Origin of the sequence: Chitinophaga dinghuensis (assembly GCF_003259435.1) — a bacterium.
Lineage (GTDB): Bacteria > Bacteroidota > Bacteroidia > Chitinophagales > Chitinophagaceae > Chitinophaga > Chitinophaga dinghuensis.
Genome location: NZ_QLMA01000003.1, coordinates 407,390 through 430,350 on the forward strand (window position 1 = coordinate 407,390; position 22,961 = coordinate 430,350).

The 22,961-nt window shown below is 46.5% G+C and carries 20 protein-coding genes; 14 read left to right on the forward strand and 6 right to left on the reverse strand.

Going from position 1 to position 22,961, the window contains the following annotated elements; genetic code table 11:
- Nucleotides 1-121: 121 nt before the first annotated feature.
- From CLV59_RS10725 to CLV59_RS10765, 9 genes are all read left to right on the forward strand, one after another.
- On the forward strand, nt 122-904 hold the full coding sequence (locus tag CLV59_RS10725; RefSeq protein WP_211323800.1) for an SDR family NAD(P)-dependent oxidoreductase: 783 nt from the start codon (nt 122-124) through the stop codon (nt 902-904).
- A 77-nt stretch (nt 905-981) separates the two neighbouring features.
- Nucleotides 982-1,737 carry a hypothetical protein gene (locus CLV59_RS10730; protein ID WP_111592027.1) on the forward strand — a complete coding sequence of 252 codons (756 nt, stop codon included), beginning with the start codon at nt 982-984 and terminating at the stop codon, nt 1,735-1,737.
- Nucleotides 1,738-1,761: 24 nt separating this feature from the next.
- The gene (locus CLV59_RS10735; RefSeq protein WP_111592028.1) at nt 1,762-2,613 is read left to right on the forward strand and encodes a fumarylacetoacetate hydrolase family protein; all 852 of its coding nucleotides are present in this window, start codon (nt 1,762-1,764) and stop codon (nt 2,611-2,613) included.
- A 1-nt stretch (nt 2,614) separates the two neighbouring features.
- A complete protein-coding gene (locus CLV59_RS10740; protein ID WP_111592029.1) occupies nt 2,615-2,947 on the forward strand; it encodes an L-rhamnose mutarotase in 333 nt (110 codons plus the stop codon).
- A 59-nt stretch (nt 2,948-3,006) separates the two neighbouring features.
- Nucleotides 3,007-3,834 carry an amidohydrolase family protein gene (locus tag CLV59_RS10745; RefSeq protein WP_111592030.1) on the forward strand — a complete coding sequence of 276 codons (828 nt, stop codon included), beginning with the start codon at nt 3,007-3,009 and terminating at the stop codon, nt 3,832-3,834.
- A 12-nt stretch (nt 3,835-3,846) separates the two neighbouring features.
- Complete coding sequence (locus CLV59_RS10750; RefSeq protein WP_111592031.1) at nt 3,847-4,629, forward strand: L-fucose dehydrogenase; 783 nt, start codon at nt 3,847-3,849, stop codon at nt 4,627-4,629.
- Nucleotides 4,630-4,680: 51 nt separating this feature from the next.
- The gene (locus CLV59_RS10755) at nt 4,681-5,919 is read left to right on the forward strand and encodes a sugar MFS transporter (protein WP_111592032.1); all 1,239 of its coding nucleotides are present in this window, start codon (nt 4,681-4,683) and stop codon (nt 5,917-5,919) included.
- Between the two features lie 70 nt (nt 5,920-5,989).
- Nucleotides 5,990-6,769: an MbnP family protein gene (locus CLV59_RS10760; protein WP_111592033.1), complete on the forward strand. Its 780-nt coding sequence runs from the start codon at nt 5,990-5,992 to the stop codon at nt 6,767-6,769.
- 16 nt (nt 6,770-6,785) lie between these two features.
- Nucleotides 6,786-7,847 carry a cytochrome-c peroxidase gene (locus tag CLV59_RS10765; RefSeq protein ID WP_111592034.1) on the forward strand — a complete coding sequence of 354 codons (1,062 nt, stop codon included), beginning with the start codon at nt 6,786-6,788 and terminating at the stop codon, nt 7,845-7,847.
- Here the strand turns inward: CLV59_RS10765 and CLV59_RS10770 are convergent.
- From CLV59_RS10770 to CLV59_RS10785, 4 genes are all read right to left on the reverse strand, one after another.
- Nucleotides 7,844-8,413, reverse strand: coding sequence for a DNA-3-methyladenine glycosylase I (locus CLV59_RS10770; protein ID WP_111592035.1), 570 nt, complete (start codon nt 8,411-8,413; stop codon nt 7,844-7,846). The genes CLV59_RS10765 and CLV59_RS10770 overlap by 4 nt on opposite strands.
- 96 nt (nt 8,414-8,509) lie before the next feature.
- A complete protein-coding gene (locus tag CLV59_RS10775; RefSeq protein ID WP_111592036.1) occupies nt 8,510-10,711 on the reverse strand; it encodes a DUF4954 family protein in 2,202 nt (733 codons plus the stop codon).
- Between the two features lie 16 nt (nt 10,712-10,727).
- Complete coding sequence (glmS, locus tag CLV59_RS10780; RefSeq protein ID WP_111592037.1) at nt 10,728-12,563, reverse strand: glutamine--fructose-6-phosphate transaminase (isomerizing); 1,836 nt, start codon at nt 12,561-12,563, stop codon at nt 10,728-10,730.
- Between the two features lie 235 nt (nt 12,564-12,798).
- Nucleotides 12,799-15,168 (reverse strand): S9 family peptidase, encoded by a 2,370-nt coding sequence (locus CLV59_RS10785; protein WP_111592038.1) that lies wholly within the window; start codon nt 15,166-15,168, stop codon nt 12,799-12,801.
- A 177-nt stretch (nt 15,169-15,345) separates the two neighbouring features.
- On the opposite strand from CLV59_RS10785, the gene CLV59_RS10790 reads away from it, so the two are divergent.
- Nucleotides 15,346-15,876 (forward strand): histidine phosphatase family protein, encoded by a 531-nt coding sequence (locus CLV59_RS10790; RefSeq protein WP_111592039.1) that lies wholly within the window; start codon nt 15,346-15,348, stop codon nt 15,874-15,876.
- Nucleotides 15,877-16,172: 296 nt separating this feature from the next.
- Here the strand turns inward: CLV59_RS10790 and mgtE are convergent, their stop codons facing one another.
- Nucleotides 16,173-17,549, reverse strand: a complete 1,377-nt coding sequence (mgtE, locus tag CLV59_RS10795) for a magnesium transporter (RefSeq protein WP_111592040.1) — start codon at nt 17,547-17,549, stop codon at nt 16,173-16,175.
- Nucleotides 17,550-17,606: 57 nt separating this feature from the next.
- Nucleotides 17,607-18,485, reverse strand: a complete 879-nt coding sequence (locus tag CLV59_RS10800; protein WP_111592041.1) for a bestrophin family protein — start codon at nt 18,483-18,485, stop codon at nt 17,607-17,609.
- 163 nt (nt 18,486-18,648) lie between these two features.
- Here CLV59_RS10800 and CLV59_RS10805 point away from each other — a divergent pair, with 163 nt between their 5' ends.
- The 4 genes from CLV59_RS10805 (at nt 18,649) to hutU (ending at nt 22,953) form a co-directional block, all read left to right on the forward strand.
- Nucleotides 18,649-19,092 carry an SET domain-containing protein-lysine N-methyltransferase gene (locus CLV59_RS10805; RefSeq protein ID WP_245950850.1) on the forward strand — a complete coding sequence of 148 codons (444 nt, stop codon included), beginning with the start codon at nt 18,649-18,651 and terminating at the stop codon, nt 19,090-19,092.
- A 124-nt stretch (nt 19,093-19,216) separates the two neighbouring features.
- Nucleotides 19,217-19,696, forward strand: coding sequence for a MarR family winged helix-turn-helix transcriptional regulator (locus tag CLV59_RS10810; protein ID WP_111592043.1), 480 nt, complete (start codon nt 19,217-19,219; stop codon nt 19,694-19,696).
- Nucleotides 19,697-19,736: 40 nt separating this feature from the next.
- Nucleotides 19,737-21,305, forward strand: a complete 1,569-nt coding sequence (gene hutH / locus CLV59_RS10815; protein ID WP_111592044.1) for a histidine ammonia-lyase — start codon at nt 19,737-19,739, stop codon at nt 21,303-21,305.
- A complete protein-coding gene (gene hutU, locus CLV59_RS10820; RefSeq protein WP_111592045.1) occupies nt 21,283-22,953 on the forward strand; it encodes a urocanate hydratase in 1,671 nt (556 codons plus the stop codon). Before hutH ends, hutU begins: the two co-directional genes overlap by 23 nt.
- Nucleotides 22,954-22,961 lie beyond the last annotated feature (8 nt).

Below are 22,961 nucleotides of genomic sequence, written 5' to 3' on the forward strand. Positions count from 1 at the left end.
AATACCTCAAAAATTACGGAATATTGTGAAAATTAGGCAAGAAAGTATAAAATACGGCGAAAATACAATTGCTAAGCACTTGCTATAATAGGTATTTTAGAACCCTTAAATTTTTATAAAAATGGAGCTGTTCAGATTAGATAATAAAGTGGCGGTTATTACCGGTGGTGGTAGCGGCATAGGGCAGGCAATCGCGAAGAGTTTTGGCGCACAGGGTGCAGCAGTGCATATCCTGGAATTGAATGAAGAAGGTGGCAAAGGAACTGCTGCCGAAATTATTGCGGATGGTGGAAAGGCACAGGTACATGCCTGCAACGTAGCCGACCAGGCTGCGGTAATTGCCGTGATGAACAATATTATCCAATCTGCCGGTAAGCTGGATATCCTGGTAAACTGTGCTGGCATTGCGCATGTAGGTAAGTTGGAAGGCACTGCTGAACAGGATTTCGACAGAGTATACCAGGTGAATGTAAAAGGTACTTACAATTGCATGTATGCGGTGATTGAGCAGATGAAACAGCAGGGTGGCGGCGTTATCCTGAACATCGCATCTATCGCTTCCAGCGTAGGTATTCCTGACAGATTTGCTTACTCTATGAGTAAAGGCGCCGTACTCACGATGACGCTCTCCGTGGCAAAAGATTACCTGGGAAATAATATCCGCTGTAATTGTGTATCTCCAGCCAGAGTACATACGCCGTTTGTAGATGGTTTTATCGCTAAAAACTATCCTGGTAAAGAAGCGGAAATGTTCGATAAACTGAGTAAGACACAGCCTATCGGTCGTATGGCTAAACCTGCGGAAGTAGGAAATCTAGCTCTTTACCTTTGCTCTGATGAGGCTGGTTTTATCACTGGCTGCGATTACCCAATTGACGGTGGATTTATCAGACTGAATAACTAGAAAGTTTAATGTGATGAACGTAACTTTAGGCCGAATGCCTATATTTAAACTTATTCATCACAAATATTAATACTTCCATGAAACACGTTCCCGTTTACCTGGCGTTAGCCGCTTTAGGGTTTGCCGCATGTAACAATAATCAGAAATCGGCAAATGGCTCCAGCCAGCAATCTGATTCCGTTCCTATGACTCCTGCAACGCCTGCAGGAAAAGTGGACGTAACCATTAAGAACAGGAATAAAGATACCGCCGAAGTAGTCATTAAATTCGCTATCAACGGGCAGGAAAAGGAGAAATCATTCGAACAGGCCGTTCTCAAAGAAGGTGCAGACAATGACGTTATCCGCATTGCCTGGGATAAACCGAACAGCGCTTACATCGGTGTAGTAAAACCTAACCGTACGCCAAGATACTACCATGCCAGCGTAGACAGTAGCAGCAAAGATCTGAAGATTTTCTGGGCTACCGTTCCGCCAAAACCAGTATGGCTGTATATGGAAAATGTACAAGGTCTTGGTAAAGTGGCCGCTGCAGGCGCTTCTACCAATGCGTATAAAAAGAATATCAAATCCGGCAATATCATTGAAAACTTTATTGTCAACATCAAACCTACAGACAATCCAGACGAGGTAGTGCTCTACGTGGAGTTTGCAGGCGTGAATAAAACAATGACGATGCCGGTACCTAAAGGTTACAAACCTACTATTCAGACTACCAACCAACCAGAACTGGTTTACTTCTCCATGGAAAAAGATGGAAAACTGGATGCGGTAATGGAACTGAAAGTAGAAGATGGACGCCTGCAGGTGCAGCACATTAAAGAAGTAAAATAATAACGAACAAATAAAAAGATTGTAATGAAACTTATCAGGTTTGGTTTACCAGGTGCAGAGAAACCAGGTGTTGTTACTGACGCTGGAATGTTTGATGTCAGCGCATTTGGCGAGGATTATGGCGAGAAATTTTTTGAAACGGATGGTCTGAACCGTCTGGCGGCATGGTGGTCTGCCAATGGCAGCAACTGCCCTCAGGTACCTGCTGATACCCGCCTGGGTTCCGCTGTTCAGCGTCCTTCCAAAATTGTGTGCATTGGTCTGAACTATGCCGATCACGCTAAAGAAACGAATGCGCAGATCCCTGCTGAACCAATCGTATTCTTTAAAAGTACTTCCTCCCTGGTAGGTCCTAATGATAACGTAATCATTCCGCGTAACTCTGAAAAAACAGACTGGGAAGTGGAACTGGCCGTAGTAATTGGCAAAAAAGCCAGCTATGTGGACGAAAAAGATGCTATGGATTATGTGGCCGGTTACTGCCTGCACAACGATTATAGCGAACGCGCTTTCCAACTGGAAAGAGGCGGCCAGTGGGTAAAGGGTAAGAGTGCCGACTCTTTCGCTCCTTTAGGTCCATGGATGGCTACCAAAGATGAAATCGCTGATGTTGATAACCTGCGCCTCTGGCTTACCGTAAACGGTCAGAAAATGCAGGATGGCAATACCTCCAATTTCATCTTCAAAGTGCCTTTCCTGGTACATTACCTGAGCCAGTTTATGACACTGCTCCCTGGCGATGTGATCTCCACAGGTACGCCTGCTGGTGTTGGCCTGGGTATGAATCCTCAGGTGTACATCAAACCAGGAGACGTAATTGAACTGGGCATCGATGGCCTGGGTACTTCCAAACAAACAGCTGTAGCTTACAAATAATATGACACAGAGATATTGCCTGGCATTGGATCTGGTCAACGACCCGCAGCTGATCGGCGAATATGAAGCCTATCACCGCGAAGTATGGCCGGAAATCAAGAAAAGTATCACCGACAGCGGCATTACGGCAATGGAAATCTACCGTGCCGGTAACCGCCTGTTTATGATCATGGAAACAGATGCTTCCTTCTCCTTTGAGCGCAAAGGAGCCATGGATGCCACTAATCCCAAAGTACAGGAATGGGAACAGCTGATGTGGAAATATCAGCAGGCTATCCCCGTTGCTAAAGAAGGAGAGAAGTGGGTACTGATGGACAAGATTTTTTCTTTATAGCTTATTTACGCCACGATACCCCACACATGGGCTTCGTGGCGTAACTGTAAACAGACGTTATGATTATTGATGCGCACCAACATTTCTGGAAGTATGATCCCATCCGCGATGCGTGGATCGATGATACAATGGAAGTGATCCGGAACGACTTCTTCCCGGAACACCTGGCGCCTGTGTTCAAAGCACATGGCATCGATGGTTGCGTTGCCGTTCAGGCAGACCAGTCCGACAAAGAATCAGCCTTCCTGCTGGACCTGGCCGCAAAACACGATTTTATTAAAGGAGTAGTAGGATGGACAGACCTCCGCTCTCCCGATATCCATACGCAACTGGCTCATTATGCCAGCTTCCCGCGCATGAAAGGATTTCGTCATATTGTTCAGGGGGAACCAGATCCCATGTTCCTGCTGAGGGAAGATTTTTGCCATGGGATACTGGCCCTTGCACAATACGATTTTACCTACGATATTCTCGTATATCCGAAACAGTTACCTGCTGTAGAACAGTTCGTAAAACGCTTCCCGGAACAACGATTGATCATCGATCATCTGGCCAAACCCGATTTCAAATCAGGCGAACTGGCCGAATGGGCAACCTCCATGAAACGGATTGCTGAGTCGCCTAATGTTTACTGTAAAGTAAGCGGACTGGTAACAGAAGCCGACTGGCAACATTGGGAGGCGAGACACTTTGCTCCCTTCCTGGATATTGCCCTTGATGCATTTGGGGCCGACAGACTCGTATACGGCTCCGACTGGCCGGTATGTCTTCTCGCCGCCGAATATGGAGAAGTAAAAGGTATCATTACCGATTTTATCAGCCGACTGAGCATAACAGAACAGCAGCAAATAATGGGTGGCAATGCCATCACATTCTATCATTTATAATTTATTGATGACATGGATTTAGGATTACAGGATAAAGTGATTATTGTTACCGGTGGCGCCAAAGGTATTGGTGAAGCAATCTCCCGCCTGATTGCAGAAGAAGGCGGCGTAGCCGTTATCGCTGGCCGCAACGCAGCAGATAATGAAAAAACAGCCAACGCTATTATTGCTGCTGGTGGTAAAGCCTTCGCAGTGTCCGGTGAACTGGGCAGAGTGGAAGACTGTAAAAAAGTAATTGATGCTACCGTTGAGAAATATGGTAAGATAGACGGTCTGGTAAACAATGCCGGCGCTAACGATGGCGTAGGCCTGGAAAACGGCAGCCCTGAAGGATTTATGAAATCCCTTCAGAATAACCTGTCGCACTACTATAACCTGGCCCATTATGCACTGCCATATCTGAAAGCCACTAAAGGGAATATCGTTAACATTGGTTCCAAAGTAGCAACTACCGGACAAGGAAATACTTCCGGCTATGCTGCTTCCAAAGGAGCAATCAATGCCCTGACCCGTGAATGGGCAGTAGAATTAATGCCTTATTCCATCCGTGTAAATACAGTGATTCCTGCAGAAGTATGGACCCCACTGTACGAAACCTGGATCAATTCCCTGCCTAATCCACAGGAAAAACTGGCGTCTATCACGTCAAAAATTCCTTTCGAAAAAAGAATGACCACTTCCGAAGAAATCGCCAACACCACTGTGTTCCTGCTCTCTGGAAGATCTTCTCATACAACCGGACAAATTCTATACGTAGACGGAGGTTATACACACCTCGACCGTTCCATTAGCTAGGCACTGCCAACTGATACACACTTAATATTCACCTGAACACAAAATCTCGTTATGGCCGGAGGCGCAGTCAGTAATTCCACCTATACCAGCAAAGCTCCAGTAGGAGGGAAACAAACCAATTACCTGTTTCCGTTTATTCTGGTAACAAGTCTTTTCTTTTTATGGGGCCTTGCATATGGCCTGTTGGATGTGCTGAATAAGCATTTCCAGGAAGTATTAAATATTACGCCACGCAGATCTACCCTGTTACAAGGCGCCTATTTCGGCGCTTACTTCCTGATGGCATTGCCAGCCGGCGCCTTCATGAATAAATTCGGGTACAAAAAAGGTATTATCATGGGACTCCTGCTCTATGCGGCAGGCGCTTTCCTGTTCTTTCCTGCTGCTAATGCCCTGAGTTTTGACTTTTTCCTGATGGCATTGTTTATCCTGGCTTGCGGACTGGCATGCCTGGAAACAGCTGCTAATCCTTATGTAACTGTACTGGGTTCGCCTGCAACTTCTGAACAAAGACTGAATCTTTCCCAATGTTTTAACGGCCTGGGATCATTCCTGGGACCCATCATTGGCGGTGCATTGTTTTTTGGTAGCGGCAAAGATGATCTGTCTACCGTAAAACTGACATATATCGTTATTGGGATTGTAGTACTGCTCATCGCAGGATTCTTCTACAAAACTGCACTTCCGGAAATTAAGGAAGATGTAGCGGAAGGTCCGGAAGTAGTGGCAGACGAACGTCCGCTGTTTGCACATAAACATTTTGTGCTGGGAGTAGTAGCCCAGTTCTTTTATGTGGCAGCCCAGGTAGGTGTTGGCGCTTTATTTATCAACTATGTAACCACTTATTGGGAAGGCGCTTCCAATGAAAAAGCAGCCTATCTGCTGTCTGCAGGTATGGTGCTGTTCCTGGCAGGTCGTTTTGTAGGTACAGCTATCATGCGTAAAGTAGCGCCTAATAAGCTGCTGGCACTTTTTGCCATTATCAATGTGGTATTATGTGCGGTAGTAATGAGTGGCAAAGGCGCAGTTTCAGTATATGCGCTGATCGCGGTGTTCTTCTTTATGTCTATTATGTTCCCCACCATCTTCGCACTGGGTGTGAAAGATCTGGGTAAAAATACCAAGAAAGGAGCTTCCTTTATTGTAATGTCCATCGTAGGTGGCGCTGCCGTACCTTACCTGATGGGAGTGGTTACAGAAGCACAATCACTGGCATTCTCCTATGGTATCCCATTAGTATGCTTTGTTGTAGTATTCTACTATGGCGCGCTGGGATATCGCAGAAAATAGTATCAGCTAACGAATAGTTAGTAGTTATATCCGCAAAATCATCGTATCTTCCTGACATAAACAGGATATCATGATTTTGCGGATTTTTCATTCCAGGCTGACTATCCTCCTATCCGGAACCCTGCTGGTATTGGCCTCTTGCTCTAAAACGGCAAATACTTCCCTCGTTAGTACACCTGTCACCTCTGTTCAGATTCAGTTTTATAACTATGTCGGCAACGTGCCGCTCCAGCGTAACGTAGGCGCGTATACGAATACTGCCGGCGAACAATATACCGTTTCCAAATTGCTCTATTATGTCAGCAATTTCCAACTGACAGACGCAAACGGTAAAACCATTACCCTGCCACAACGGTATTTCCTCGTAGACGATGCCACAGACTCCACCAAAAAGATAACGCTGGACAGTGTGCCCGCCGGACAATACACCGCCGTGAAATGGGTGATAGGAGTGGACAGCATCCGTAATGTCAGCGGAGCCCAGGCCGGAGCCCTGGCGCCAGAAAATGGTATGTTCTGGACCTGGAACAGCGGCTATATCATGGCCAAAATGGAAGGAAACTCTCCCCAGTCCACCACCGCATTGAAGGATTTTCAGTTTCACATAGGCGGCTTTAAACAGCCTTATAATGCCCTGAAAGTAATTACGGTTACCTTCCCGTCCACTTTGACGGTAAGTCCGGATAATCAAGCCAAAATCAATATAAAGGCAGATGCAGACAAATGGTTTCATACGCCCAATACCGTTAGCATCGCGCAGAGCAGCGTAATCATGGCTGCCGGCGCAAATGCAATGGCAGTTGCAGAAAACTATCAGCAGATGTTTTCTGTTTTGTCTATAGCAAACTAAGCTGCAATAACAACCTATGAATCGTAAAGCGTTTTATATCATTGGCATAGTATGCCTTGTATTACTGATCGCACACGCCTGTAAAAAAGGCTCTGGCGGTCCCGACGGCTCCGTGTCTCCCCAACCCTTTACCCTGCAACTCCCTCCCGGATTCCCTGCCCCTGTATATGACTTTTCACAGAATCCACTTACCAAAGAAGGGATTGCACTCGGCAGATTTATGTTTTACGACTATCGGTTATCGAAAGATAGCACCGTCTCCTGCGGCTTCTGTCATCAGCAGTTCGCAGCCTTCGGCCACTTCGATCATGCCCTCAGTCACGGTGTTGGCGGCCGTCAGGGCAACCGCTCCGTACCGGTTATTTTTAATATGCTGTTCCAGAAAGAATTCATGTGGGATGGAGGCGTCAATAACCTGGAGATTCAACCCCTCACTCCATTAACAGACCCTAATGAAATGGGCGTGGATTTGAAAGTACTCATCGGCAAAATGCAATCAGATCCCCAATACCGGAAAATGTTCCGCGATGCCTACGGTACAGAGGAAATTACCAGCCAGCGCATGTTCCGGGCTATTACCCAATTTGTGGCTACAATGGTATCCGGCAACAGTAAATATGATTCTATTGTCAATCATGTGGGAGGCGCTGCATTTACTGCGGAAGAACAAGCAGGTTATAAAATCTATCAACAGAAATGCGCTACCTGTCATAAAGAGCCATTGTTCACCGATCTCTCTTATCGCAGTAACGGATTACCTTACCTCAAACAGCTCAACGATGTCGGCAGAATGAAAATTACCGGCAACACAGCCGATTACCTGAAGTTCAAAGTACCTACACTGCGTAATATCATTAAGAGCTCTCCCTATATGCATGACGGCCGCTTCTTTGATATCTACCAGGTGTTTGACTTCTATGATCATGGAGTAGAAGTAACTGCCTCCACAGATCCGCTGGTGAAAAATGGTATCCCACTTACGGATGCGGAAAAACGACAACTCTACTTTTTCCTCAATACCCTGACAGATTATACGCTGATACAGAGTACCGCATTAAGTGAAGTAAAGATCAACTAAGCCTTCGCTTTCCAACAATCGCCGAAATGGTCGTTGACCATACCTACCGCCTGCATATAGGCGTAACAGATAGTGCTGCCTACAAATTTAAACCCGCGTTTCAGCAAGTCTTTACTCATGGCATCGGAGATAGCCGTTTTCGCAGGAACCTGCCTCATGTCACTGAATTTATTTTCAATCGGCTTATGATTGACAAACGACCAGATATATTTATCAAAACTGCCGAATTCCTTTTGTACCGCCAGAAAAGCTTTGGCATTGGTAATCGTGGCATTTATTTTTAAACGGTTGCGAATGATGCCTGCGTTCTGCATCAATGCTTCCACTTTTTGCTCATCGTACTTCGCGATTTTCTTCGCATCCCAGTTGTCGAATGCTTTGCGGTAATTCTCCCGTTTCACGAGTACTGTATACCAGCTTAAGCCAGCCTGTGCACCTTCCAGATTCAGCATTTCAAAGAGATGTTTATCATCATGCTGCGGAGTGCCCCATTCATTGTCGTGATAGTCAATGTAGAGCTGATCTTTAGTGCACCAGCTGCACCTTACTTTTTCTTTTGTTGCCATAGTTCAAATATACTTGCTTTTAGAAGGCTGCCCAAACAACAAAACAGTCACCGCACATAGTACGGTGACTGTTCCATTATCGGAAAAATAATCAGATTATAATTCCCATTCATTGATGAGTCGACGTACTTTTTCTTTGTACTCGCCCAGTTCATTCATGGTTTCATTGATGAAGCTGTTATGTTCCAGGCTTCCTACCACGATATTCATTTCTTTCTCACTATTGTAAGTCATTTTGCGGAATGGATTATTATAATCCTTTTCCCTTGATTTGTAGATGCCTTCAGCCATCCACTCCAGCGTCTGAATGCTGTCTACCATCCACTGGGAAAGCTGTTCCGTAGTGAAATTTTTCAACGGTACATCTTTTACTTCCAGCATACTGGCTACGGCATGTTGCAGTTTATCGCCGGGATATTCCTTGCTGATATCGCTGTAGGCTTCATGGAGCTGCTGCCACCCTGAAATACGGTTCTTGCGTATCTTTTGTTTCAGCGCTTCCACCGTATCAGTCTTCATCAGTTGTCCGCCGATGTTCAGCCATGGCGTGCGCTTGGCGTTCTTTACGGCCGCTTGCAACGCAATAAATGAAGGCTTTCCGGCGGCTACGATATTTTTGATACCATAGTACACAATCAGATCCCGGAAAATAGGATAAGCTTTATGTACTTTCAATAGCATGGTACGACGGTTACTGTTCTCGAAATTATCTACGTAAATAGTTAATCTGCTCACATCTTCCGGTTTTTCCAGCAAAAGTTCTTTTCCTTTTTTTCGTAGATCCTTCTCCGTTAGTTCCTTTTTCGGAGTGTTTTCAGGCAGTGCCAGCCAGGCTTTTGCTGTAGCAATTTCCATGATGGCCATCGCCTGGAACATTTCTTCCACAGAGTCGGGCGCGAGATAGTCGTATTCTATCAGCTGCACTTTATCCGTACGCTTGTCTCTGTCTACATACTTCCAGGAGTTCCTGGCGATGGCATACATGTTATACATGAACCAGTATGCAGGCATGACGCGCAGCGTATTATCATGTTCGTCATTGCTTACGAGCGAGAATGGAATCTGGATATTTAACTCCGACATATAATTTCCTTTGGAAAGTAATGTGAAGTTGGCAAAGCGGGAGTTATGTTTCAGACTTACACAGAGACCAGGCCAGAATCCTCTGCCGGCAATGATTTCACCATCGGCGCCACGGGAGTTGTGATTAGAACCAACTGTTGCGCCGGCGGCCATATTACTCTGTCCCATCACCAGGGATGCACAAAGGAAAGAGTTGTTATGGTGTTGTTCATGTGCCGGGAAGATGAGTGAGTTCAGTACTTCGCAGCAGGAGATCGTAGAATTATTACCGAGATAAGAGTTGATCAGACGTGCGCCATATTTCAGCTGACTGTGAGACGCCATTACAAAACGTACAGCTTTTACGCCATAGAAAATACGACAGCCATAACCAATAATGCCATTCACCAGTTCGCAGCCTTCTCCAATCTGGGAGCGGGCTTCCGCATTACTGTTGATGGTCAGGTTTTTCAGTTTGTTGGCCCCTTTCAGGTAAGCGTCCGTACCGATGGTAACGTCTTTGATCATGCGGCAGTTTTTGACTACCGTACGATCGCCCACCATACCATAGTAGCCGCGTCTTTTATCAAATTGTTTTTCGGTAAAATTGCGGAACTGTTGTTGTAGTTGCTCATCATCTCTGTAACGGGTCCACAGATAAGCATCTCCGGGGAGCATGCCATCAAATGGCAGCACAGAACGACCTCCGTTTTCATTGCAGAGTTCCAGTTCTATCCGCAGATTTTCCGGCTCGGCGCTTTTGATAATGCCGTTCCCGAATTTTGCTACATCGGAAGTTACCATCTCGTTTACATTGGCGATGATCACTTCATTACCGAGGATGTAGTGGGAGAGATAATTGACATTATGCACCACTACGTTATCTCCGAAGTCACAAGCACAGATCGTGCTGTTGTAAAGGCCAACAGGCAGTTTCAGATTACGATACTCCAGATAGTAGGGTTCCAGCTTACCGATGCGCACCATTCCGAAGAAATGGCAGTGCTGTACCAGCTGCGGATTGAATTCATTGGATACGAAGATGTTATTCCAGTTGTCGGAAGTATTGTCATTACGCACCAGTGCTTCCACCTCATAGGCTGTGAGCTGGCGGTACTGATCCTGTCGTTGCCATTGTTCATTACGCAGGTAGTACTCGTCTTTCCCTTTTGGAAGTTCGTCTTCAATAAAATTATACCCCAGTTGTTCCAGGGGCATTTTTCGGATGTTGTTCATGGATACAAACTTAAGTCTATTCAACAGTTACACTCTTTGCGAGGTTTCTGGGTTTATCCACATCATATCCTTTTGATACGCCGATGTGATAAGCCAGTAACTGCAAAGGTATAACACTAATGATTGGCGCAACCAGTTCATCTGCTGCTGGTACTACAATCACATCGTCTGCCATAGACGGAATAGTATCGTCTCCTTCTGTTACAACCGCTATCACCTTGCCTTTGCGGGCTTTGATCTCCTGAATATTGGAGACAATTTTTTCGTAATAACTATCTTTCGTTGCAACAATTACTACAGGTAAATTTTCATCTACCAGTGCAATAGGACCATGTTTCATTTCTGCAGCAGGGTATCCTTCTGCATGTATGTACGAAATCTCTTTCAGTTTGAGCGCGCCTTCGAGGGCAACAGGGAAATTGTATCCGCGGCCCAGGTAGAGGAAGTCGCGTGCATCTTTATATTTCTCTGCTATTTTATGTACCTGATCATTCAGTGCTAATGCGGTGGCTACTTTATCGGGTACCGCATTCATTTCATCCAGGAGATGCTGGAATCGTTGAGCCGTGATAGTGCCTTTCTCGATTCCTACTTTCAGCGCGATGAGTGCGAGTACGGTCAGCTGTGCGGTGAATGCCTTGGTACTGGCTACGCCAATTTCAGGGCCTGCGTGCGTATAAGCGCCGGCATCGGAAATGCGTGCAATAGAGGAGCCTACTACATTACATACGCCTAAGATGATGGCCCCTTTCTCTCTTGCACTGTCTATGGCCACCAGTGTATCGGCTGTCTCGCCAGACTGTGATATTGCAATTATTACATCGCCTTTTCCTACCACCGGATTCCTGTATCGGAATTCAGATGCATATTCTACCTCAACGGGTATACGACATAATTCTTCAATCATGTATTCTGCTACCAGACCGGCATGCCAGCTGGTTCCACATGCTACGATGATGATACGGTTAGCATTTTTCAGCAGGTCCATATGCTCGCGGATACCGCCTAATGTCAGCGTACCTTTTGGCGCATCCAGACGGCCGCGCATACTATCATAGATCGTTTGTGGCTGCTCAAAAATTTCTTTCAGCATGAAGTGGTCATAACCGCCTTTTTCAATAGCCGCGAGGTCCATATCCAGTTTTTGGATGTATGGCGTCTGACGTTCGTTGCTGATATTTTTCAGGATCAGTTCATCCGGTTTGATGATTGCAATTTCATAATCATTTACGTACACTACTTCTTTGGTGTATTCAATGATAGGAGAGGCGTCCGATGCGAGGAAATGTTCATCTTTACCTACGCCGATAACGAGCGGACTACCTTTCCTGGCAGCGATGAGCGTATCCGGATGTTCTTCGTCCAGGAGCACGATTACATAAGCGCCTACTACGCGTTTGAGGGCGATACGCAGGGCTTCTTCCAGCGGACAGTTATTGCTCTTTTTAATTTCTTCAATGAAGTGCAGGAGCACTTCGGTATCTGTGTCGCTTTGAAAAACATGTCCTTTACTTTCCAGCTCTTGTTTCAGCTGTACATAGTTTTCGATGATACCATTGTGTACCATTGCCAGTTTACCATCGCTGGAAACGTGAGGGTGGGCATTCCGGTCGCAAGGCTCACCATGTGTGGCCCAACGGGTGTGGCCAATGGCAATGCGGCTGCGCATATCTTTGCCGGAAGCATATTCTTCCAGTGCGGCCACTTTGTCCTTCTTTTTATAAACTTTGAGTCCATCATTGATGATAGCAACTCCAGCGCTGTCATACCCACGGTATTCCAGTCTTTTAAGGCCTTTCAAGACGATCGGATAAGCTTCTCGCTGCCCGATATAAGCTACGATTCCACACATATGGTTCTTATATTTTTTGTTGAGGTTTTGATTTGGGAGATAGAATTATAAATACAGATAAACTGCCTGCGGAGAGGCAGCTAGTTTAACATGACGCGTGCATTCAAAAAATGTTAAAAGTTAAAAATAAAAAAGGGATACGGTGAGATGATAAGCAGCAATTAACGCAGTGTTAATACTGTTTTTCATCATTCACCGTATCCCTGTAATGTCTTACTATGGGGACAGGTACGAGTTACTTCAGAAGCGTTTCGTTAAAGAGTTTCAAAATTCTTTTGTACTCGTCTGTCCAGCTGCTGGGGGTAGTAAATCCGTGATCTTCTACGGGAAATACCGCCAGCTCCCAATTATCTTTGCCCAGTTCAATCAGACGTTGTGACAATCGCACAATATCCTCGAAATGAACGTTTGTGTCTACCATTCCATGACACATCAGCAGTTTGCCTTTCAGTCCTTCCGCATGGTAGATTGGGGAGGAGCGAAGATACGCAATACTATCCTTAAATGGCTCATTCAGGATATTACTGGTGTACCCGTGGTTGTAGTGTGCCCAGTCGGTTACGCTTCTCAGCGCAGCTCCTGCTGCAAAGGTACCTGGTTTGGTAAACATAGCCATGAGCGTCATAAATCCGCCATAACTACCGCCATAAATACCTATGCGTTTGGCATCTACACCTGCTTTTTCTGCCATATATTTTGCTGCATCCACTTCGTCGTCCAGGTCTTTTCCGCCCATGAAACGATAGATGCCTGTTCTCCAGTTGCGACCATACCCGGAACTGCCGCGGTAATCCACGTCCATCACAGTATAGCCGAGATCTGTCAGCAGATTATGGAACATGTATTCCCTGAAATACTGACTCCACCAACGATGCGCATTTTGCAAATACCCGGCACCATGTACAAAAATTACGCCTGCTCCGTTTTTCCTGGCCGGATCAGGGGTATATAACCTGGCATAGACCTGCTGATTATCGCCACTGGTATAGGTGATCAGCTGGGGAACGCGCCAGTTATAACTCTTAAATTCGGCCGATTGTGCCAAATTCGTTACCTGTTGGGCTTTTGCGCCAGGAGTATTTGGTTGGATATACAACTCCCATGGCTGATTGGAAGAGGAATAACGGAAAGCAATCCACTTTTCATCCGGACTAACAGTTACCTCATTCGCGCCTTGCATTGTGGTAATTCGTTCCGTTTTTCCACTAACGAGACTCAACTTGTAGAATTGTTTCTCACCAGGATGTACCTCATTGGTGCTGATATAGAAAGTTTTTTTATCTCTGGACAATTCCGCTTCCTGTACTTCATAATTGCCACTGGTAAGCTGTTTTTGTTCTCCCGTCAGCACGTTGGTAGTATAGAGATGCGAATATCCGCTGGCTTCCGACTGATACCAGCAGGTATTGTCATCAATCCAGCCCAGGTTAGCGCCGCCAAAGCTCCATCCTATACCAGGGCCTGCAATCCAGGCTTCATCCCGTTGACGATTCACAGATTTCAGTTTGCCGGTAGCTGGGTCCAGCAGGGCAATCCAACGATCTTTATTGTCCTGCGAACGAATATCCATTATTGCATGTTTGCCATTGTCTGTCCAGTAAGGTCCGTTAATAATGACTTCTCTTACAACAGCGGAATCTTTTTTCGTATAGTCTTTTACGTAATCAGGCTGATCCTTGATCCCTGGCAGTTCTTTGATGCTGATGGCGAGTACGGTATCGGCCACGCGATCATAGACAAAGCTGGTAAAACTCCCTTCAGGAGCGCCTACTTTTTCGCGGGAAGGAATGTCTGTGGTGAAACCGGTGCTGGTTACATAGTCGGGAACGATGGTGCTTTTAGCGTCTTTGGGCGCAGCAAACAGGCGATAGGTAATATATCTGCCATCAGGACTAATCTGTACATTCTGTACATCTTTATCTTCTGTATATAAGGACCGCAGCGGCTTTGGCGCGTTTTGTTTATTATAGGCAGTAGCTGCATCTGCTTTCGCTTTTTTATCGCGGATAATGTCCAGCAATTGCAGCTGCTGGGCTTTTAGCCATTTTTCCTGGGCATTTCCTTTGTCCAGATCTGATTTTTCCGGTGGCGGAGGCGTACCGGATTTGAAGTTGGTGAGCTGGGAAATGGCGCCATCAGCGCGGTTCCAGGTAAATAAATCGCGTCCTTGCTGGAAGGCAATTGCTTGTTCATTATTGGTGAAGACAGCGCCGTATTCCTGTGCAGTGGTATTGGTAATACGAATGACTTTACCAGTTTTGGTATCCATCAGATAGACATCGCCATAGAAGGAATAGGCCAGCAACGAGTGGTCTGCGTTGTAGGTGCCATTTTTCCTGGCATTTAGCAGGGCCCTGTCTGCGGCCGCCGTTTTATTCGGATGGATATCCTTGGTATGAATAAAGTACATGGAATCGGCTATGGCCTTCTCTGGATTCCAGTTGAAATAGACTGTTTGATTATCGGCGCCCCAGAATATACGGTCAGGGGAAGTGCCCATCCACTTTGGGTCCCGCATGATTTTGTCGACCGTTAATGGCGACAATTGGGCATAGGTGGCATTGGCTGATAAAAAAATAATGGCAGGTAGGAACCATTTTCTCATAGCGGTTGATAAATTTGTTGGGAATTAAAAGTAATGGATAAACTCAGAAAATCCTTTAGGAACCATTTTCTCATAGCGGTTGATAAATTTGTTGGGAATTAAAAGTAATGGATAAACTCAGAAAATCCTTCATTAAAGGATATTCGGTCCCATTATTATATGCCTTAACTTTATAGTATGCGAATCCTGTGTTTCATTGCCCTGATGGGTCTTATTGCCTGTAAGCCCAAGTCTCCTGCCCGGTTGCCTATACCGGTTTCGGAAGACACGACCTTTCTCACCGGCACTTTTTACCTGGTACGACATGCAGAACGATATGAGGGGCATGATTCTACACTGACGCCGGAAGGACACGCCAGGGCCGGAGCATTATATCATCTCCTTAAAGATTCCGCTATCAACAAGATATATATTACACCTTATCGTCGTAGTATCCAGACTGCAGATAGTCTGCGTTTATTATTACCGGCAGACACGAGCTTCTACAAACCGGATACCTCCGGTGAATCCCTGATTTATGAGCTAACAAGGCATGAAGACTGGGGGAAGCATGTGGTCATCATTGGGCATTCCAATACCTTGATTCCTATTATTCGTAGTCTGGGCGCAAAGTCGCCAGTGGATTCTATTGGAGACAAAGAGTATGACCGGTTGTTTATTATTCGCAAAACCCATGAGGGGACTACGATTAAGTCTACCTGTTACTAATGCGAATATCCATCGCGGATTTTGAAAACGACATCTTCGATGTCGTTTTGGTTGGTTCCGCGCTTCGCGCGGTATTGCTGCGCAAGTTGGGTGAATAGCGCGTTTGGCTGTTAGCAAAATAGGATTGGTTTAAGTTGATGTGTCAAACATCCATCTGCGCCGTTATCCCAACACGATCCGTTCCGCTCGCAATGTCAAACGCTTATCTCCGCGCCGTCAACAAAACATAATCAGTTCTTCCCCAAACGTCAAACGGCGCCGATAGGCGCCGTTTGACAAAAAAAATATCTCCACTATTAGAGTAAAATTCCCCTCATTAAGGTATAAGCCACTGTAAAATAGATCAACAACCCTGTTACATCTACGAGCGTCGCTACAAACGGCGCCGAAGATGTCGCCGGATCGGCTCCAAGTTTCTTCAGCAACAACGGCAACATAGAGCCCGAAAGGGTCCCCCACAAAACCACCCCGATCAGGGAAATACCTACTGTCATCCCAATGAGGATAGTATGTTCACCATAGGTATGGAAGAAGGTGTTCCAGAGCAGGATACGAATAAATCCGATGGCGCCGAGCACACTTCCCAGCAGTACGCCGGAAATAAGCTCTCTGCGCATTACCCGCCACCAGTCGCCGATCGTGATCTCCCCAAGCGCCATAGCCTGGATAATCAGGGTAGAAGCTTGAGAACCACTGTTGCCGCCACTGGAAATAATCAACGGTACAAAGAGCGCCAGTACCACCGCTTTGGCAATTTCATCTTCGAAAAAGCCCATGGCAGTAGCAGTAAGCATCTCGCCGATGAACAAGACTACGAGCCAGCCTATACGTTTTTTTACCAACTTAAGCAGTGGCATGTCCAGATAGGGCTCATCCAATGCCTCGGTACCCCCGATTTTCTGGATATCTTCTGTATGTTCTTCATTGGCAATCCACAACATATCGTCGATGGTGACAATACCGAGGAGGATACCCTGATCGTCTACAACGGGAAGGGCTACACGGTTCTCCATCCGGAATACCTGTATGGCTTCTTCCTGGTCATCGTTGACATGCAGGGATACAAAACGGTCGTCCATCAGGGTGTGTACCACCGTATCCGTAGATACCAACAGGAATTCCCTGATACGGAAGTCATCCAGCAAATGGCCGTTGCTGTCGATCACATAAATTACATCAATCGTTTCACTATCCTTTCCATATTCCCGGATATAATCCAGGACCTGTTTCACTGTCCACTCCTCCCGAACGGCTATATAGTCCGGGGTCATGATACGGCCCACGCTGTTCTCCTTGTACCCCAACAGGGACAACGTGATACGGCGCTCTTCCGGATCAAGGAGCTTAATCAGCTCCTTTACCGCCTCACTAGGAAGTTCTTCCAGGAAAGAGGTACGGTCATCCGCGGGCAGTTCATTCAAAAGCTCGGCGATTTTGGCGGGGGCTAACGATTTGATTACATCCTCTTGCAGAGGAAAGTCGAGAATACGGAATGCAGCAGCAGCGCGACTAATAGAGAGATTATTGATAATAACCCCTGCTTCATCAGGCTCCTCATGAATAAGTTCTGCAATGTCCGTAATCAGCTGGTCGTCCAGGTAAACTGTCAATTCACGGTAGTTTTTCTCCTCCGTCAGCTCACTGAACTTTTCCTGTAATGCTTCATTTTCCATGTACAAATTGACTCTGGCTGCGAAATTAAGTTAAAATAGTACGCATAAGGGCAGGAACTATAATATTTCTCCCACATGCTGACGAATATTACCACAGATGCTGTCTGTTGGCAGATCATTGGCATCTTTACCAAACGGATCTTCAATCTCTTCGGCAATCAATTCCAGACTGGCCAGAACGAAGAAAATGAAGACAATCATAGGTATTATCAGGTAACCCAGACTAAATACATAGCCAAAGGGCATCGTCATGATATAAAAAAAGATGAACTTCTTAATAAATACAGAATAAGAAAAAGGGATAGGCGTATTCTTGATTCGTTCGCAAGCGCCGCAAACTTCTGTAAATGATTGTAATTCGTTGTTCAGGATGATGAGCTGGTCGCCACTGAGTTGGCCCTCCCGGTGTAATTCCATGGTTTTCTGCATCATCAGGCCCGCTAGCTGATTGGGGATATGTTTGTTGGGATCTATGTCGACAGACGCGCCTCCTGGCAAGGCTTCCATCTCTTCAGGCAGCCATAATTTACGAAGGTGATTTTTCAAACTGAATGCATAATTGGGGATCATCACCTTAAACCAGGCCCTGGCCGCGGTATTGCTGGCAGGTAACATTGCCTGCAGCTTGATGGCGAAATTACGGCTGCTATTCACGATAGTGCCCCACTGCCTGCGACCCTCCCACCAACGGTCATAGGCAGTATTCGTGCGAAAGACCAGCAGCAGGGATATCACAAAACCCAGCAATCCATGCATCAACGAGATATTTTTCACTTCACTGTTAGCCGATAGCTTCCAGTATTCCAGTTCCAGCCAGGCTATTGCACCAGAGTAAATAGACAAGGCTATGAACATGGGAAAGAGCTTTCTTACCGTATCCGCTTTGTGAATACGGAAGATAAACGTAAACCAGTCCTTTGGATTATAATTTATCATCAGTCCTTATTGTTTCAAAATACAAAAATTGCACGACCCCCAAATAATGCTTTCGGGGCGCAAACCTAAAATTTTTCAGGATGATTTTGATAACTTCCTGCTTTAACTTTACTTTACGCCTTCTTTTATATGAATTAGTGCTATGATTAAGCCATACTTATACGTGCAAAAATCCAAAGGCAAAGGCCGTGGAGTTTTTACAAATGAAGACATTCCTGCAGGAACAAGGATAGAAACATCCCCAGTACTGGTACTCAACCACGAAGATACCGTCCTGGCCGATAAAACTTTCCTGCATAACTATATTTTCCTCTGGGGCGACGACGAATCCGAATCCTGCATTTCATTAGGTTTCTGCTCCATCTATAACCATGATTACACACCTAACTGTAAGTATGAAATGGATTTTGAAGAGGAAACCATGAGCATTATTACCCGTCGCGCTATCAAAAAAGGGGAAGAACTGTTCATCAACTACAACGGCGCCCCTAACAGCAAATCTCCACTCTGGTTCGACGTGAAATCCGATGAAGAGAAAGCGGCTACCGGCGAGAAAAAAGCTAAAAAAGCCAAAGAGAAGGATAAAGAGAAAAAGAAGAAAAAGTAAGTAATTACGAATCTTTGCTACCAGATTACCGGATATTTCCCACCAGGTTTTTCCGGTAATCTATAATTATGCAGATTCGTTATTATTTTGTAATATTGTATAAGTGCTTATATAATTTACCGACATGTCATTCTACGCATCCTTAGGTCATCTCGTTTTCGGCACACGTCTGCGCCGCCTCAGCGAATACTTCCTCATGGAAGTGAATAAAGTCTATGAGCAGGAAGGCATTCCCTTCGATGCCAGCTGGTTTCCGGTATTCTATATCCTCTCGGAAGGCCAACCCATGCCCATGATAGACATCGCTGATAAACTGGAAATATCTCACAGCGCCGTCAGTCAGATGGTGACCAATCTCCGTAAACGAGGACTGGTACGTACCGATTCCTGCAATGACGACCGTCGCCGCCAACTCGTGGCCTTCACCCCGGAAGGAGAAGAGCTCCTAAAAAGAGTACAACCCATCTGGGCAGCCATCACCAAAGCCATGGAAGGCGTGGCAGAAGAAAATAAACATAGCCGCAAAATACTGGAAGCCATTACCGAAATGGAACAATCCGTGCAGCAAGTGCCACTTTCTGAAAGAGTAAGACGAGAAATTTAATCATACACCAAAGCAATACATCACCATTAACAACCTTACAATGACCAACGTTTTCAATTACGGTATCGATACCTTAACGGTGGGAACAGTCCTGGACATCGCCAGCGGAAAAACCAAAGGCGTCCTCTCTCCGGAAGCCATTGCCCGTATCCAGGCCAGCGCCGGATATGTACAAACCATCGTATCCCAACATACTACTGTATACGGCATCAACACTGGTTTTGGCCCGCTCTGCGATACCAAAATCTCTGAGGAAGATACCCGTGCCCTTCAATATAATATCCTGCAAAGCCATAGCGTTGGCGTAGGAGAAAGCATTCCGGAAGAAGTAGCCCGCATCATGCTCATCACCAAAGTGCATGCACTGGCTCAAGGCTATTCCGGCGCGGCTCTTGCTACACTGGAACGCATCATCTGGCACATCGATCACCAGGTAACGCCACTGGTGCCTGAAAAAGGCTCTGTAGGCGCTTCCGGAGATCTGGCCCCACTTTCCCATCTCTTCCTCCCACTCATCGGATTAGGAAAAGTATGGTACAAAGGCCAGAAAACAGATATGCAGGCTGTATTACAACAGGAAGGACTGCAACCAGTAGCACTCGGCCCTAAAGAAGGCCTCGCCCTTATCAACGGTACACAGTTTATCCTCTCCTTTGCAGTGAAAGCGGTAGCCCGCCTCCACAACGCTTTGGATGCTGCCGATATCATCGGAGCCCTCTCATTGGAAGGCCTTATGGGCACGTCCAAACCCTTTGACCCGCGTCTCCACACTATCAGACCTTTCGCTGGTAATCAACTGGTAGCACACCGACTGAAAACCATGCTGGACGGCAGCGAAATCATGTATTCGCATGTTGACTGCGGCCGGGTACAAGACCCATACTCCCTCCGCTGTATGCCCCAGGTACATGGCGCTTCCCGCACTGCATGGCAGCATCTCCATCACCTGACTACCATCGAACTGAATTCGGTAACAGATAACCCGATTATCTTCAGCGCAGAGGATACCATCAGCGGCGGTAACTTCCACGGTCAGCCTATGGCATTGCCGCTGGATTACGCTACTGTGGCGGCTGCAGAACTGGGTAATATCTCTGATCGTCGTTGTTATATGATGATTGAAGGCCGATTCGGCTTGCCTAAACTGTTGATCCAGGACGCAGGACTGAACTCCGGTTTCATGATTCCACAATATACTACCGCTGCTCTGGTAACAGAGAATAAAACGCTTTGCTTCCCAGCCAGCGCGGATAGCGTACCTACTTCTCTCGGTCAGGAAGATCACGTATCCATGGGTTCTATCAGTGGCCGTAAACTGAATCAGGTTATTTCAAACCTGGAATATATCCTCGCGATTGAACTGCTGTATGCCGCACAGGCGATCGATTTCCGCCGTCCGCTGAAATCAGGACCTGTTCTGGAAGCAGTACATGCATTCACCCGTCAGCATGTAACCTTCGCTGACAAGGACCGCATCTTTGCCCACGATATCGAAGCATTACACAATATCATCACCAATCAATCCCTGGTAAGCGTTGCCAACGAGGCAGCTACCAGCCATCAATTATCTTTAAACGGTATTTATCATGAACAGTTTGGACTTTATTAAATCCTACGCGGCTCACCCGCATTATAAAGCGCCGCATGGCGCCACGCTGCACGCTAAATCATGGCAAACAGAAGCGCCCCTGCGTATGCTGCTGAATAACCTTGATCATGAAGTAGCCGAAAACCCCGAAGAATTGGTGGTATATGGTGGTATTGGTCAGGCTGCCCGCAATCGCGAAGCGCTGGAAAAAATTATTAAAATCCTCCTGGAACTGGATGAGAATCACTCCCTGCTGGTGCAATCAGGTAAACCTGTAGGTATCGTTCGTACCCATCCGCAAGCGCCACGCGTTATGCTGGCCAACAGCAACCTTGTACCTAAATGGGCTACCTGGGAGCACTTCAATGAATTGCGTGCCAAAGGCCTGATGATGTACGGACAAATGACAGCCGGCAGCTGGATTTATATCGGTACCCAGGGTATTCTTCAGGGTACCTACGAAACCTTTATGGAATGCGGTCGTCAGCATTTTGGCGGCAGCCTGAAAGGTAAACTCCTGGTAACTGCGGGTATCGGCGGTATGGGTGGCGCTCAGCCACTGGCAGCCACCATGGCAGGCGCTGTTTTCCTCGGCGCTGATATCGATCCTACCCGTATCCAGAAACGTATTGATACCCGCTATATCGATCGCATGACCCACTCTTATGAAGAGGCGGTGCAATGGGCGAAAGAAGCCATGGAAAAAGGCGAAGCCCTCTCTATCGGTTTGGTAAGCGATGCCGGCGACATGCTGGAAAGACTTCTGAAAGATGGTATCATCCCGGATATCCTGACAGACCAAACTTCCGCGCACGATCCAATCAACGGTTATATTCCTAATGGCATGTCCCTGGAAGCCGCTATTGATCTGCGTAAGAAAGATCCTGCGCATTACAAACAACTGTCGCTGAAAAGCATGGCCCGTCACGTAGGCTTCATGCTGGAAATGCAGCAGAAAGGCGCTGTTACCTTCGATTACGGTAATAACCTCCGCGAATTCGCAAAAGAAGGCGGAGAACCAAATGCATTCAATTTCCCTGGATTCACGCCTGCGTATATCCGTCCACTTTTCTGCGAAGGAAAAGGACCTTTCCGCTGGGTAGCCCTCTCCGGCGATCCTGAGGATATCTATACTACAGACAAAGCCCTCATGGAGGCTTTCCCTGAAAATACACACCTCATCAACTGGCTCAAACAGGCACAGGAAAAAGTAGCCTTCCAGGGATTACCTGCCCGCATCTGCTGGCTGGGCCTCGGCGAACGCGAAAAAGCCGGCCTCATTTTCAATGACCTGGTGAAAACAGGTAAAGTGAAAGCGCCTATCGTTATCGGCCGCGATCACCTGGATTGTGGTTCCGTAGCTTCTCCAAACAGAGAAACAGAATCCATGAAAGATGGTTCCGATGCAGTGAGCGATTGGACTCTCCTCAACCTGATGTCCAACACAGGCGGCGGTGCTACATGGGTATCTTTCCACCATGGCGGCGGCGTAGGTATGGGCTATTCCCAGCATGCCGGTATGGTCGTGCTGGCCGATGGTACAGAACGCGCAGCAGAATGTCTGCGCCGTGTGCTCTTCAACGACCCTGCAATGGGTATCTTCCGCCATGCAGATGCCGGATATGATAAAGCACAGGAATGGGCTGAGAAATTTGGTATCAATATCTAAATTTACTA